General features: G+C 37.6%; 14 protein-coding genes. 13 read left to right on the top strand and 1 reads right to left on the bottom strand.

The window, feature by feature from the left end; translation table 11 throughout:
- Position 1 precedes the first annotated feature (1 nt).
- The 12 genes from MKX29_RS04700 to MKX29_RS04645 all read left to right on the top strand — a co-directional run bounded on the left by MKX29_RS04700 (position 2) and on the right by MKX29_RS04645 (position 10,120).
- Positions 2 to 637, top strand: a complete 636-nt coding sequence (locus tag MKX29_RS04700) for a phosphate starvation-inducible protein PhoH (RefSeq protein ID WP_341104300.1) — start codon at positions 2 to 4, stop codon at positions 635 to 637.
- Positions 634 to 1,242: a hypothetical protein gene (locus MKX29_RS04695; protein WP_251162763.1), complete on the top strand. Its 609-nt coding sequence runs from the start codon at positions 634 to 636 to the stop codon at positions 1,240 to 1,242. Before MKX29_RS04700 ends, MKX29_RS04695 begins: the two co-directional genes overlap by 4 nt.
- Positions 1,243 to 1,244: 2 nt before the next feature.
- Positions 1,245 to 1,892 carry a cell division ATP-binding protein FtsE gene (locus MKX29_RS04690; RefSeq protein WP_341104297.1) on the top strand — a complete coding sequence of 216 codons (648 nt, stop codon included), beginning with the start codon at positions 1,245 to 1,247 and terminating at the stop codon, positions 1,890 to 1,892.
- Entirely contained in the window at positions 1,882 to 2,757 is an 876-nt protein-coding gene (locus MKX29_RS04685; RefSeq protein WP_341104296.1) for a cell division protein FtsX, read from the top strand. The genes MKX29_RS04690 and MKX29_RS04685 overlap by 11 nt, the downstream gene beginning before the upstream one ends.
- Positions 2,750 to 3,700 carry a hypothetical protein gene (locus MKX29_RS04680; protein WP_341104293.1) on the top strand — a complete coding sequence of 317 codons (951 nt, stop codon included), beginning with the start codon at positions 2,750 to 2,752 and terminating at the stop codon, positions 3,698 to 3,700. Before MKX29_RS04685 ends, MKX29_RS04680 begins: the two co-directional genes overlap by 8 nt.
- Before the next feature lie 13 nt (positions 3,701 to 3,713).
- A complete protein-coding gene (locus MKX29_RS04675; RefSeq protein ID WP_289432890.1) occupies positions 3,714 to 4,592 on the top strand; it encodes a hypothetical protein in 879 nt (292 codons plus the stop codon).
- A gap of 300 nt (positions 4,593 to 4,892) precedes the next feature.
- On the top strand, positions 4,893 to 5,060 hold the full coding sequence (locus MKX29_RS04670) for a hypothetical protein (protein ID WP_341104290.1): 168 nt from the start codon (positions 4,893 to 4,895) through the stop codon (positions 5,058 to 5,060).
- A gap of 36 nt (positions 5,061 to 5,096) precedes the next feature.
- The gene (locus MKX29_RS04665) at positions 5,097 to 5,264 is read left to right on the top strand and encodes a hypothetical protein (protein WP_341104288.1); all 168 of its coding nucleotides are present in this window, start codon (positions 5,097 to 5,099) and stop codon (positions 5,262 to 5,264) included.
- A gap of 89 nt (positions 5,265 to 5,353) precedes the next feature.
- Positions 5,354 to 6,082: a hypothetical protein gene (locus MKX29_RS04660; protein ID WP_341104286.1), complete on the top strand. Its 729-nt coding sequence runs from the start codon at positions 5,354 to 5,356 to the stop codon at positions 6,080 to 6,082.
- Between the two features lie 357 nt (positions 6,083 to 6,439).
- On the top strand, positions 6,440 to 7,540 hold the full coding sequence (locus MKX29_RS04655; protein WP_341104284.1) for a GerAB/ArcD/ProY family transporter: 1,101 nt from the start codon (positions 6,440 to 6,442) through the stop codon (positions 7,538 to 7,540).
- Positions 7,518 to 8,960 (top strand): spore germination protein, encoded by a 1,443-nt coding sequence (locus MKX29_RS04650; RefSeq protein ID WP_251162757.1) that lies wholly within the window; start codon positions 7,518 to 7,520, stop codon positions 8,958 to 8,960. The genes MKX29_RS04655 and MKX29_RS04650 overlap by 23 nt, the downstream gene beginning before the upstream one ends.
- Entirely contained in the window at positions 8,957 to 10,120 is a 1,164-nt protein-coding gene (locus tag MKX29_RS04645) for a Ger(x)C family spore germination protein (RefSeq protein ID WP_341104280.1), read from the top strand. Before MKX29_RS04650 ends, MKX29_RS04645 begins: the two co-directional genes overlap by 4 nt.
- A gap of 162 nt (positions 10,121 to 10,282) precedes the next feature.
- On the opposite strand, the gene MKX29_RS04640 is transcribed toward MKX29_RS04645, so the two are convergent.
- A complete protein-coding gene (locus MKX29_RS04640) occupies positions 10,283 to 11,155 on the bottom strand; it encodes a glucosaminidase domain-containing protein (protein ID WP_341104278.1) in 873 nt (290 codons plus the stop codon).
- Positions 11,156 to 11,380: 225 nt separating this feature from the next.
- On the opposite strand from MKX29_RS04640, the gene MKX29_RS04635 reads away from it, so the two are divergent.
- On the top strand, positions 11,381 to 13,393 hold the full coding sequence (locus tag MKX29_RS04635; RefSeq protein WP_341104276.1) for a methyl-accepting chemotaxis protein: 2,013 nt from the start codon (positions 11,381 to 11,383) through the stop codon (positions 13,391 to 13,393).
- Positions 13,394 to 14,272: the final 879 nt, after the last annotated feature.

The following is a 14,272-nucleotide window of genomic DNA, read 5'->3' as shown; positions in this document are numbered from 1 at the left end:
AATGACTATTCAATTTATCTCATTAAACGCTGGTGGTGTTTTTGCCCAAACTCGTTTAGAAAATCAAGATTCAACTGGCTTTACACATGTAGATATTTACCAGTTACCATATACTGACTTCACTCCTTATGCATGTTTAGTTATTGGGGGGATGTGTGATCAGGACTTTCTATTAGAGCATAAGGACATAATTTCATCATTTTTAGATGAGGGGAAAATTGTCATATTTTCAGGCAATCTAGTCACTGATTGGTTACCAGGCGGCCGCCCGTTTGTGCCGAAGGAGATTAAGAGTTTTCAAGATTATGCAGTCAAAATTGAATCAGGTCACCCGATTTTTGAAGGAGTACTAGAGGATGATATGACTTTTAATAAAGGAGTTGCTGGATTTTTTGCTCGCGGTCATCATCCGTTACCAGAAGGGGCAGAGGTGCTTCTTACATTAGATGGAAAAGAACCGATTACATATATCGATCGAAAAAGTACAAACGGGACGATTCTTGTTCATGTAGGCTTTGATTTATTCGGCTATATGGGAAGTAATGATCTAGAGAAAACTACGTCACGCATTTCTCCGCAATTAAGAAAATGGGTAGAAGAGGAATATAGTAAAACCATTCAGGGGGTACAATCATGAGAAAGATTGCTGTTGTTTATGGAGGAAGTTCACAGCACCACCGCACATACAAAACGTCTGAGTTCGCTAAACATTTCCATCAATTAATCCCTATTAGAGAATTAGCAGAGGCATCGTTTGAAGATATCGATGTTTTGCTCATTCCATCACAAACGCATTTAGGACTCTTAAAGGAAAATGTCGAAAAAATTCATGCTTATGCAGATCACGGTGGGATTGTTGTGACGTTTGGTCCGCAAGGCTTTGATTGGTTACCTAAACATGATTGGGAGTTCAGAATTACGAATTTTTGGTGGTGGTTAGAGAAAGATGCGAATAGCGGTCTTGTATTAACAGGAGAAAACCATGATCTATTCAAAAATTATTTAACATTATCTGATGCAACATGGCATCAACACGGTGTGTACTGGCCACCCGAAGGCAGTGAAGTATTAGTAGCGACAGAAGATGGTGGAGCGGTATTTTATATTGATAAAGTAAGTTCAAAAGGAACATGGATTAATACGACGCTCGATCCTGATTATCATTACGGTTCTTATTTTATGCCGGCAACAGAACGGTTTTTAAGGGGATTTCTTCCTTGGCTTGAGGAAGGTAAGATTTAATCGTGATTGTATTAAATCGTGTATCAAAGAGTTATGGAGACAGAAAGGTTTTACAGGATGTCCAATTTCAGCTTCAATCGAATGAGTTCGCATTTTTAAAAGGGAAATCTGGATCTGGAAAAAGTACGTTAATTAAATTACTTTACAGAGAAATAGAGAGAGATAGCGGAGACATTCTGATTGATGGGCAAGAGATTGGACAAATGAAGAAATATGAACTAAGGAGAAAAATGGGTGTAGTTTTCCAATCCTTTGAATTATTAGAGCGAAAGACAGTGTTAGAAAATGTCATGCTCGCAGGAAAGGTTTTAGGAAAACCACAAAAGGATGTAGAATACGAAGCAGTTCGTCTACTAACAAGAGTAGGACTGGCAAACCATCTCCATCATTTTCCGAAGCAATTATCAGGAGGGCAGCAACAACGCACAGCTGTTGTTCGTGCCTTATTGAATAAACCAAAGCTCATTCTAGCTGATGAACCAACTGGTAATCTTGACAGAGAAACTTCTCTCGAAATATTAACCTTGCTAAAAGAGCTACATGAAGAAGAAGGTGTATCTATGTTGGTCATCACTCACTCTGAACAACTGATTCAACAAATGAATGAGAAGTCATGGGTGATTGAGGGAGGTAAGGTTTATGAGCTTTGAGTCACTCCGTTATATATGGGACGATGTCCAATCTGGACTGAAGCGCAATAAAGGTGCATCGCTTGCATCTATTATTCTTATCTTTGTAGCTGTCACTTTAATCGGTTGTCTGCTTTTAATGAGGCTTGCTCTAGAAGATACTATCACTTATGTGGAGTCGCAAATCTCAATGAAGGTGTACGTGGAGGAAGGGTATGATACCGAACAACTATCTTATGTGCTTGTAGAGAATGATTTTATTCAATCTGTCGAAGTAGAATCAGGTGATGAAGTGTTAGCTGGTCTCTCACATTTTTTTATGAATAGAGAGCATTTGTTGGATTCCTTTACGAACGGGGCGATGAATGATGCTATTAAAGTCCATGTGACAGATGCAAGTCTAATAGAGGAAGTGGCTCGGTCTTTAGATGGTATGCAGGGCATTGCAGAGGTCATCTATCCACAAGAGATGGCTCAGACACTGTACGGGTGGATCAAGAAAGTTGAAACATATGGTAGTATCATTGCTATCATACTTTTAATCATTGCTTGTATGGTTGCCTACATTGCCTTTCATCTAGCTTTATATCAAAGAGAAAAAGAAATTCGTGTAAAGCTATTAGTAGGAGCGAATCCTGCTCATGTGAGATTCCAATTCTTAATTGAAGGGTTTTTATTAGGGTTAGTGGGTGGTATCTTGAGCCTTTTCTCTACCTTTGCTCTATTTGAACTTGTCTTACATCCAATTGAACAAGCTGTGCCTTTTTTAATACAGTTAGATAGCTCTAATCGGCTCATTGTTTTTAGTTTGCAATGTATTGTAAGTATAGTGATTGGCATTGGGGCAAGTTTCCTTGCAACAAGAAAGTTGATTCGTGATGTTTAAAAAAGTCATACTTATTATTATGCTTGTTATGGGACTCGCACTTCCTGTTTATGCTCACTTGACAGGCGCTTTTGCTGACTTTCTTGCCATTGTCTATGACGAATCAACGATTGATAAGCTAAAGGATGAGATGAAGGCAACAGAGAAGGAAATAGCTGCACTAGAGCCACAGGTGGAATCACTAGAAACAGCATTTAAGCAAGATCAAGGACTAGCCGTTGATCAGCTGCAATTTTATAGTGATGTTGGTCTAGATACATGGCTAGCTATGACTGAAAATGGTGAAGATATAGTTGATATTCAAGGGAATTATTGGCTGATAGAACAGCAGATTGATGCGTATTTAGAGGAATTAAATACACTCTATCTGTCGTTTAAGCAACTAGAGGCAGCAAAGAAGGCGTTAGAAGGACATCAAGAGTTGTTAGGGATGATTGAGAAAAATATCCAAGCTAGAGCGACTTATTTAGCGGAAAATGAAGGGTTAGGATTAGAACAGATCGCTAACTATCTAGATATCGATTGGACGGCTGAAATAGAGGATCATATTATTGCAGGTATTGAGCGTGATAATAAGCGAATTAATGAGGAGTTGACTCATTGGGTAGTGGCTCAACCTGATGGTACGTACCGATTGTCGGGAGAATGGTTAAATACTGAAAGTGACTTATCCTATTATTTTCGGGCGGATCATGTGTATATGGTGTATGAGCGTCCAGAGGGACATGTCATTTTAATCGGGCAAGTCTTACAGAATAAGGATGGGCAATCAGCAAGCTTGATATTAGAAGAAGGCTTTTATAATGGATTTTTCTTACCGAAAGAGTTATTGGAAGAATTGATTCCATTTACCTTATCCTATGAAACTTTAAAAAACTTAGATGGCGTGGAACAACCATATCTTACACAAAAAGATGGTTATCTACAATTACAAACCAAATAAGGAGAGAAAAAAGATGTGGAAGAAAATCGTCAGTATATGTGCGGTGTTATTTATACTGATAACGTCACAAGCTCATGCACATGTGATGAATGCTGATAATGCTTATAATGATTTAAATTATACAGAGGCAAAAGGTGAGATATTGTTTATTACCGCTTTAGGGATGACGAATAGCCAAGACGAAACTGCCACTTTCAGACCAAATGACAGTTTGACGATGGAAGAATTGGCCGAGTTTGTCGCAGCATATTACCACCTTGAAGGGGAAAATACGGCCCAACAAGTAGTGGAAAAAGGATGGATCTCTTCACTCAAGGGGAACGCGACATTTGCTGATGTAAATGAAGCTTTTTTTGCAGGTGAACTGGCAATTGAAAATGGTTCTGAGAGCTTAACAAGAGAAGCATTTGCTATGTTTATTAGTGAACATGGAAGTTCGTTAATAGAGGAGGCTGGCTTTACAGAAGGGCCAGTTGGTCAAGTTGAAGCTGTCGAACAAAAAGAGATAAGTGTTGATGGGAAAGATACTCACCAATATCATATTCAAATAGGTGATGAAACAATCATACTTGCTGCTCATCCATATGTAGATGCACCATCTGTTGATCCTACTGTTTGGGAAGGAATGTATGTGACAACTTCATTATTAATGGAAGACCCTCATGATAACGGTGAAGAGGTGGCACAGTTCTTATCTATATCTGAAGACCCGCCTGTACAAGAACAAGTAGTGGAGGAAGAAACATCTTCTATTGATGAAGAGAGTAAGAAAGAAACAGCTGAAGTAGTGGAAGAAGAGAAAGGTAATCATTATGCCAATTGGTTGTTTATCGGATTAGTTGTTGTTGTCGTTTTTATCGTTGTCGGTTTGTATATGAAGAAAAGGAAATAGTTAGAGAGGGAATATAACCGTAACAAGAAACTGATTAAACGTTTCTGTTACGGTTTTTTATTTGTTTAGAGGTGGCGATAAATTAGTAATATTTGAAGAATTTAACAGATAGTAAATCGTTCTTATCATTTGTTCACACAAGTTAGAGATGGGTATTTAAGATATACGCATACGCATTATTCAAAATGAAGAAAGAGATTGAAAGGCGAGTAGAAGAAAGTTGCATGACACTCAGAAGAAAAAATTCAAACGAGAGCGAAGCAAAAGGCGATAGCGAGTCACTCAGATGAGCAAAGCAAAATGAGAGGGAAGCAAAAGGGGAGAGCGAGTCACTCAGATGGGCAAACCCAAACGAGAGGGAAGCAAAAGGCGATAGCAAGTCACTCAGATGAGCAAACCAAAATGAGAGGGAAGCAAAAGGCGATAGCGAGTCACTCAGATGAGCAAACTAAAATGAGAGCGCAGTAAAAGGCGATAGCGGGTCACTCAGATGAGCAAACCGAAATGAGAGCGCAGCAAAAGGGGAGAGCGAGTCACTCAGATGGGCAAACCCAAACGAGAGGGAAGCAAAAGGCGATAGCAAGTCACTCAGATGAGCAAACCAAAATGAGAGGGAAGCAAAAGGCGATAGCGAGTCACTCAGATGAGCAAACTAAAATGAGAGCGCAGTAAAAGGCGATAGCGGGTCACTCAGATGAGCAAACCGAAATGAGAGCGCAGCAAAAGGGGAGAGCGAGTCACACTCAGATGAGCAAACCAAAATGAAAGCGAAGCAAAAGGAAGTAGCGAGTCACTCAGATGAGCAAAGCAAAACGAGAGGGAAGCAAAAGGCGATAGCGAGTCACTCAGATGGGCAAACCAAAACGAGAGGGAAGCAAAAGGCGATAGCGAGTCACTCAGATGAGCAAACTGAAATGAGAGGGAAGCAAAAGACGATAGCGAGTCACTCAGATGGGCAAACCAAAACGAGAGGGAAGCAAAAGGCGATAGCAAGTCACTCAGATGAGCAAACCAAAATAAGAGCAAAGCAAAAGGCGATAGCGAGTCACTCAGATGAGCAAAGCAAAATGAGAGGGAAGCAAAAGGGGAGAGCGAGTCACTCAGATGAGCAAACCAAAATGAGAGGGAAGCAAAAGGCGATAGCGAGTCACTCAGATGAGCAAATCAAAATGAGAGGGAAGCAAAAGGCGACAGCGAGTCACTCAGATGAGAATTCCGAAACGAGAGGGAAGCAAAAGGGGAGAGCGAGTCACTCAGTTGAGAAAACCGAAACGAGAGCGAAGGAAAAGGCGATAGCGAGTCACTCAGAAGAGCAAACCAAAATGAGAGCGCAGCAAAAAGGGAGAGCGAGTCACTCAGATGAGCAAAGCAAAATGAGAGGGAAGCAAAAGGGGAGAGCGAGTCACTCAGATGAGCAAAGCAAAATGAGAGCGAAGCAAAAGGCGATAGCGAGTCACTCAGATGAGCAAACCGAAACGAGAGCGCAGTAAAAGGTGATAGCGATTCACTCAAATAAGTAAACCAAAATGAGAGCGAAGCAAGAGGAAATAGCGAGTCATACACAAATCCGAAAACAGAAACGAAAGCGTTGCAAATGTAGTTTGCGCGTGTCCTGATTCAAAAATCACTTCCTTGGGCCACATAAGTAATTTCATTTATTGCTGCATTTAGCCTTCTGTTTCGACCCCTACTCTGCAATTTAACTCCTGTATTTTTTTGAATGAACAATTAAACCCCCCAAAAAAACAGGTAACTTCCAACTAAATATTAATTTAAGTTAATAGGAATAAGCTAGCCGATTAAACAAATAATACCAATATCTTATGGGAGATAGAGAGGGTGGATAAATGAAGTTTTCTCGCCTTCAACTTGCTTTTATCATTATTTTATTTATAGGCATATCTAATCATGTGCTCATTTTACCCCATTTGTTGGGTTTAGCTAAACGAGATGCTTGGTTAAGTGTATTAATCGCCTACGGTATTATGTTTGTTTGGATATTTCTGTATCAGCTTATTTTATCTAAAAACAAGGAAGGCGAACATACCTTTATATGGTTGAAAAAGAGAGTAGGTAATTTTGTTGCTTATAGTATTATGAGTTTGTTTCTCTTGTATTTTAGTGTTGCTGGTCTTGTTTCATTTTTTGATTTAATCCAATCAGTGCATATTTTTTTCTTGCCATTTACACCTATATGGATTGTCGCTTTACCCTTCATTTTGTTATGTGTGTGGGCAGCGAGTTCAGGAATCAAAACGATCATCTATACTTCGACCATTCTCTTGCCTTTTGTATGGGGCTTAGGTATGTTTGTCGCGATTGCGACTTTAGAGGAAAAAGATTATTCCTACTTATTGCCGTTATTTGCTGATAAAGACGCTTCTGTTATTGAAGGTGTAATCATCGTGCTAGGTGGGAGTGTGGATTTACTTATCTTCTTTATCATTCATCACTATTTTGAAAAGAAGATACCATACTGGTATTTAATGTTGTTATTAACTGTATTAACGATACTTATTATGGGACCAACCATTGGTTCATTAACATCATTTGGTCCAAGTATGGCTGCTAATATGCGGTTTCCTGCATTTGAACAATGGAGACTGGTTTCAATTGGGGATTTAATATCCCATGTGGATGCTTTAGCGGTGTTTCAATTATTAAGTGGTGTAACCATCAGAGTCTCACTTTGTTTATTTCTTATTCCGGAAATAATTCATATTCAAAAAAAGTGGTGGAAGGTTATTCTTATCACTTTAACAGCCCTTATCTTATATGGCATCGTTTCCTTACAGACGAGCGATATCATTGTTTTTCATATTATTAAACATTATTTTTACAAGGTTGCCCTATCTTTTGGGGTGTTTATGACCCTTATTTTATTGTTCGTTAGCTATCTTCCTAGCCGAAAGGGTGAAAAAGAGTATGACCGTGGAAAGTCGATATAAACAATTAGATAAACTCTTAGATGCCGGAAAGCTGGAAACGAAGAATTTAGAGGCATTTTTTAATCAAGCATCAGATATTCACTTAATTACAAATCAGAATGTACTCACTTTATTTGTTGATGGAATGATTAGTAGAGAACAATATAATCGATATGTACATGCGATTGTGACCTATTTGAATGATGGATATCGCTCAAAAGAAGTATTATCGCAATGGCCTACATTTATGAAGATTCATCAAACAAAGGATATGGTGAATCATTTATTAACAGGATATGTCATCTTCTATGTATATGGAAGAAGAAATTATTTTGCCATTGATATCGCTCAAATTCCTCATCGAACACCAGAGGATTCACAAACAGAAGTATCGTTAAAGGGGGCAAGAGACGGATTTACAGAAGAACTCCATACGAACTTGGCTCTTATTAGAAAGAGAATCAGAACGGAAAAGTTAAAGAGTGAAGTCTTTCAAATTGGGAGAGAAACAGAAACAAAAACTGTGTTGGTCTATTTAGAGGGGAAAGCAAAGAAAAATATAATAGAAGAAGTGAGGAGAAGGATAGAAAACGTAGATGTGGAAAGTCTCATTAGCGCTGGCCAATTGGAACAATGGATTTCAGATAAAACATTTTCTGTCTTTCCACTATTAGAATACACCACGAGGCCAGACTTTGCCTCAGAATGTTTGTTAAGAGGGCGATTAGTTATCATTGTCGAAGGATCACCGACTGTGCTTATTGGACCGATGAATTTATTTGGAATGCTTAAATCTCCTGAAGATATCCATTTTCCATATTATATCGTAGCTTTCCAAAGGTTACTAAGAGTGGTTTGTTTATTTATAGCTATTTTTGTTCCCTCCTTTTTCCTTGCTATATCTAATATCAATATTGATCAATTGCCCTATCCTTTAATAGCAACGATTGTTATTTCCCGGCATGGTCTGCCATTTTCATTACCGTTAGAGTCCTTTTTAATTCTAATGTTATTTGAACTGTTAAGAGAAGCAGGTGTACGGATGCCGACTGCATTAGGACAAACCATATCAATTGTAGGAGGTATTATCATTGGAGATGCTGCAATAAGAGCGGGACTTGCTTCTCCCACACTGCTAGTTGTTTTCGCTGTCGCGGCTGTCGCTACTTTTACACTAGTAAATCAATCTCTTACCGGCACAGTGACCATTTTAAGGATATATACGATGTTGTTTTCTACCTTTTTAGGTGTTTACGGTTTTGCTCTTAGCCTAATTAGTATAGTGATTTACTTAGCAAGACTAGAGTCATTCAAAGTGGCTTATTTGGAGCCGGTGACTTCTTTGAATTTAAGCGAGTTTCGATTTGCATTTTTGGTCGATCCAATTCGCATAAATAAAAAAGTGAGTGGCATTGTAAACATAAGGAGAAATAGAAAATGAAAAGAGTCGTAAACTTCATACTATGTTTCGTTCTCCTCTTAACATGTGTAGCATGTGAGTCTGACATGAAAGAAATTCAGAACCTTAATTTTGCGACAGCCTTGGGTGTGGATTTTAAAGATGGGAAATACCAATTATATGTTCAATTGGTGGGTCTCGATTCTGTTGCAAAAACTGAGGGAGAAAAAAGTCAAGCGCAAACATATGTATCTACTTCTTCAGGTAAAACGTTATTAGATGCGTATTTTGAACTATATAAATCGGAACAGGAAGTCATTATTTTCTCTCATATCTCCACGATTGTTGTTAGTGAATCTATTTTAAAGCGAGGATTAAATCATGTATTAGATGAATTAACGAGGTATTATGAGTACCGGTTCACACCGTGGATTTTTGCTACAAAGGATCCACTTGATAAAGTGCTGTCAACTCTAGGGTTATTTAAACAATCGTCTCTTGAAACATTACTACACCATCCAGATAGATCAAGTAAACAAAGTACAATGATTAGACCAATCAAGCTGTATCAATTTTTTAGAGAGTTATTTGAGCCCGGAAAGACAACATTTTTACCAGGCATTACGATTACTGAAAATCAGTGGGAGAATAATCAAAAGAAGGAACCTAAGTTGACTTATAGTGGAGCTTTTTTCTTAAAAGAAATGAACTATAAAGGTTTTTTTAGTTTAGATGCAATCAAAGGAATTAGGTGGACGTCAGCAGGTACAAAAAGAGCTTCATTAAAAGTCCCAGATGGTGAGAATCAGGATACGATTATTATTATTGATAATATTAAAACGAAGAAAAAGTTGCTGGGTAGTGAGGGTGGGAAATATCAATTTGAAGTTCAACTGGATGTGAAAGCGAGTATAGGGAATAAAGTGAATGACCAAAAATATAACAAATTACTTGCGGAAACAAAGAAAAATTTTACGAAAGAAATTAAAGATCTTTTCCAATTAGGGGTAGAGGAAGGTGTGGACATTCTTGACCTTGGGCATATTCTCTATCGTAATGACTTTGAAAGTTGGGAAAAGGACAAAGAGAATTACTTAGAAAAAAGTGAAGTAGCAGTAAATGCTGATGTAACAATTCAACATGCAAGTGCATTTAAAAACAAAAGGTTTGAAGAAGTAAAAGAAAGAGGGAAGACAGATTAAGAACCTGGTTAAAACTTAAGTAGATTGGCTCCCCTATAAGTAGACAGGGATCGTAAAGATGTACTTATAAGGGAGTTTTTCAATATTTATTCGTACACCTGATATAGATTGTTTAGTTTACGAATTTGTAGTTGTCGTCCATCCATTTTTTCAATGGACTTTTCATTGATATACTTTACTGTCAATCAATTGCAATTGGTGTTGCTGAATAATCTGCGCCAATTGGTCGCTATAGATTTTTTCACCTTGTTCATTTTCAATTGTACTGTATCCAGCGTCTTGTAATGCTACTGCTTGCTCCATATAAGTTGTGCCATTGAATAGCCCATTTTTTTTGTAGCGATCGTGAGTGGCTAAGAACTCTCCGTGATCTTTTACGGAATCCTCCATTTGATCATATACCCTAAAAGCATCCTCAATGGTTTCATCATAGTACTCTTTCGTCTCTAGGTTTACTGATTCTCCGTCCCAATTATGGCTCTTGATGCCAAAGTAGTTATTATATTCGGATGAGAGGGTTGATCTACCCCAATCGGATTCAAGTATGGCTTGAGCAATCGTAATTGATGGGAGGATACGATAGGTTTCATAGTTTTCTATTGCAATTGCTTCAATATCATTGATAAAGTTTCGTTGCATTTTTTTTAGGTTATTATTGTCTGCTGCTTCAATTTGATCTGTTAATTGATTATAGTAATTTTTCACTTCTTCCTTTTCTTCTTGGCTGTACTCATTTTCGGTTAAAACTCTATCAATCTCTTTTATTTTAAAATCATCATTTTCTTCGGTAATAAATTGATTTGTCAGTTGTCTTATTTCCTCATCACTTATTTCTTCAATGCCATACTTCACTTCTGCCATAGCTGAAACATAGCGCCAATCAACTTGAGCTTTCCCACTACTCGTTTCATCAACAACTGCTTGAACTTGTCCTGTTTGGTCAATGGAGATACTTTTTTCTTTATTCACAGCGATAAAGTAGATGCCCACTATAAACAAAACGAGTGTAAATAAAATCCACTTGCTCTTTTTCATTCGAATGTCCCCTTATTCCATATTACTTTCTACTAATATAACTTGAATCATGTTCATTCTTCCAGTCACACCCCTTTATACGAGGAATAAACTAAATTTTCTGCCATTATAGATAAACATGTAAGGATATCCTAGTCTGCCGATAAAAATAACAGGACAAAAGATGTGGTTATTTATTTTAAATAGGTCATTAATCACGCATTTTAGATAAAAAGGGGAATATTTATGGGCAAGTTATTCGATCGAAAGGGGAAGGAAAACTCATTCCTAAACCGCTTAACATCTACTATTCAATTTCAAATATTGCTGCCGTTCTTAGCGTTAATTATCATTGCAGTCATGACGGTTAGTTATGTTAGTTACCATTTTAGTATTAAAAATACGACAACGATCCTCAACCAAAACGTAGAAGAACAATTAATTAGTTTAAATGATACTTTTGAGATGTTCTTTACTCAGAAGCATCAAATCATGACCCGAATGACGATGAATGAGGAGATCATTCCGTCAGAAGGTGACAATGAAGAGGTCTTAGCCTATTTCCGCGAAACACAAGAAACAACGGACTCTGTCATCAACCTTTATTCAGCTAGTGAGAGTACGGGTGACGTGGTGATTTATCCTGAAGCTGATTTAGGAAATGATTTCCTTGCAAAGCAAAGAGATTGGTATAAGGAGGCGGTTGCTGCAGAAGGTGATCCTGTTTGGACAGCACCATATAAAGATGGTAGTACAGGGGAAACGATTATAACGATTTCTGAAGCCGTTTACCAAAATGATCAATTAGTAGGTGTGGTAGGGGCAGATGTACTTGTTGACACATTAATTGAGATGGTCAATAAAATGGACGTAGGTGACACAGGATATGGCATGATTGTCGATCCTTTTGGTAAATATGTTGCTCATCCTGATTCAGCACTTATTGGACAAGCTCCTTCATTAGATTTGTCCGCAGAGTCTAATGAACAATCACTTGGAAGTATTGAGTTAGAGGAGGAAATTGTTCATTATATTGAGAATCCTACAACAGGATGGACAATAGGCGGTATAGTAAAAACGAGGGATTTAGAAAAACAAGGGGAAGCAATCGTGTTACCTAATTTAATTACTATCGGTGTGGTTTTATTGTTAGCGATTGTTACTTCGTACTTCATTACCCGAGCTTTAACAAAGCCGATGCATGATGTAGTAGGCAGAATGAAAAGTATGGCAGATGGAGATTTTACGCATGAACCACTTCCTATCAAACATAAAAATGAGATTGGTCACCTTGTAATAGCAACGAATGAGATGAATCAACAAATAAAAACACTTCTCGTTGATGTTCAAGACGTATCTCACACAGTAACAGCCAAAAGTGAGGAATTGAAATTAATTTCTGAAGAAGTAAAAGCAGGTACTTCACAGATTGCTACAACAATGGAGGAGCTTGCCTACGGTTCAGAAGCACAAGCGAAAAGTGCGAGTGACATTTCTTCCTTTATGAATGATTTTGTTGTAAAGATTGATGAGACCAATGCGAATGGTGAATGGATTCAAGAAAAGACAAAAGATGTTTTTGTTATGACGGAAAAAGGCACGTTAAATATGCAGCAATCAACGAAACAAATGGAGACAATTCATGACATTGTCAGCCAAACGACAGCAAAAATGAAAACATTGGATCAACAAACACAAGATATCACAAAGTTGGTTGCTGTGATAAAAGAAGTAGCTGAGCAAACGAATTTACTTGCATTAAATGCAGCTATTGAAGCAGCGAGAGCGGGAGAACATGGTCGTGGGTTTGCCGTTGTTGCAGAAGAAGTTCGTAAACTAGCAGAACAGGTGGCAGCATCTGTCCAAGATATCACATCAATTGTCATGACCATCCAATCTGATTCAAAAGAAGTCGTTGTTTCCTTGCAGACTGGATATACAGAGGTTGAAAAAGGAAAAGAGCAAATGGATGAAACCAATCAAACATTTGATGATATCCGCCTATCACTGCAAGAAATGGGAGAAAGTATTGCTCAAATTGCAGAAAATCTTAACGATATTACAGCAAATAGTCAAGAAATGAACGGTACAATTGAAGAGATTGCCTCTGTGACAGAAGAATCAGCAGCAGGCATTGAAGAAACATCTGCATCGGCAGAAGAAGTAAGCGGTTCGATGGAAAATGTGACGGAAAGTGCACAACACTTAAATAACTTAGCGACAAAGGTTCAATCATTAATTGGTCGCTTTAAACTTTAACATAGACGAAGAAATCCTGTGAAAGCAGGATTTTTTTCTTTTTTTAACGAATGTTAGGGGTTGGTATATAGTGAAGTATTTTAAGGTTTATTAATAAAAATTTGTAAAAGGATGGTATGCATGATTTTGATCGAGGAGGCTAAAAAAGTAACTGAATATTATCGAAGAATAATGTTGATATAGTATATATTTCTGGATCTGTTTCCCGTGGTTGGGAAGACGAGTATTCAGATATTGAAATCAATGTTTAATGGAATAAAGACCCTACGGAGGGTGAACGACTTTACCCAATAAAGGAAAGAGGGGGTAAAATCCTCGACTTTTATCCATTTGAAGGTGAAGAATGGTCCGAATCGTATATAGTCTCTAACGTAAAATATGAAATAAGTAATTTTCGCACGAGAACTTTTCAGCGGATCATCGATGACCTTCTAATCAAGCTAAAAGCAGATATTGAAAAACAAGTATTACTTGCCAGCCTACAAAGTGGTATACCACTCGTTGGTAAAGACTTATTTAAAGGTTTAAGAAGACAGATGGATGGATATCCAACAGAACTCACAATATATTTGATTAAAGAGTATAAAGAAGTAACAAATAGCTGGCATAGTAGATATGGATTACTAGAGCGAAATGATTGGTATTTGTTACAACAAGTTCTTTTTTCAGTTGAAAAGAATATTTTAATATTATAATTTGCATTGAATAAAGAGTTCATACAACACCCTGGTTTTAAATGGTTAAGGAAATCTGTCAACGCATTGAAGGTTAAACCATCAAATTTTCTAGAGAGGTTAGAAAAAGTTCATATAGGGCAATTAACTATGAGAGATTTACAAGAACTCGAAGAACTATTAGTAGAAACATATAGATTAATAG

The organism is Cytobacillus sp. FSL R7-0696 (assembly GCF_038006865.1).
Taxonomy (GTDB): domain Bacteria; phylum Bacillota; class Bacilli; order Bacillales; family Cytobacillaceae; genus Cytobacillus; species Cytobacillus kochii.
Note: the sequence above shows the minus strand (reverse complement) of the source record. Positions and strands in the feature narration are given on the sequence as shown.

Bases quoted from the DNA above. Each gene is read 5' to 3' on its own strand.
- MKX29_RS04700 (WP_341104300.1), top strand. From the start codon at position 2: ATGACTATTCAATTTATCTCATTAAACGCTGGTGGTGTTTTTGCCCAA.
- MKX29_RS04695 (WP_251162763.1), top strand. From the start codon at position 634: ATGAGAAAGATTGCTGTTGTTTATGGAGGAAGTTCACAGCACCACCGC.
- MKX29_RS04685 (WP_341104296.1), top strand. From the start codon at position 1,882: ATGAGCTTTGAGTCACTCCGTTATATATGGGACGATGTCCAATCTGGA.
- MKX29_RS04680 (WP_341104293.1), top strand. From the start codon at position 2,750: ATGTTTAAAAAAGTCATACTTATTATTATGCTTGTTATGGGACTCGCA.
- MKX29_RS04675 (WP_289432890.1), top strand. From the start codon at position 3,714: ATGTGGAAGAAAATCGTCAGTATATGTGCGGTGTTATTTATACTGATA.
- MKX29_RS04670 (WP_341104290.1), top strand. From the start codon at position 4,893: ATGAGAGGGAAGCAAAAGGGGAGAGCGAGTCACTCAGATGGGCAAACC.
- MKX29_RS04665 (WP_341104288.1), top strand. From the start codon at position 5,097: ATGAGAGCGCAGCAAAAGGGGAGAGCGAGTCACTCAGATGGGCAAACC.
- MKX29_RS04660 (WP_341104286.1), top strand. From the start codon at position 5,354: ATGAAAGCGAAGCAAAAGGAAGTAGCGAGTCACTCAGATGAGCAAAGC.
- MKX29_RS04655 (WP_341104284.1), top strand. From the start codon at position 6,440: ATGAAGTTTTCTCGCCTTCAACTTGCTTTTATCATTATTTTATTTATA.
- MKX29_RS04650 (WP_251162757.1), top strand. From the start codon at position 7,518: ATGACCGTGGAAAGTCGATATAAACAATTAGATAAACTCTTAGATGCC.
- MKX29_RS04645 (WP_341104280.1), top strand. From the start codon at position 8,957: ATGAAAAGAGTCGTAAACTTCATACTATGTTTCGTTCTCCTCTTAACA.
- MKX29_RS04640 (WP_341104278.1), bottom strand. From the start codon at position 11,155: ATGAAAAAGAGCAAGTGGATTTTATTTACACTCGTTTTGTTTATAGTG.
- MKX29_RS04635 (WP_341104276.1), top strand. From the start codon at position 11,381: ATGGGCAAGTTATTCGATCGAAAGGGGAAGGAAAACTCATTCCTAAAC.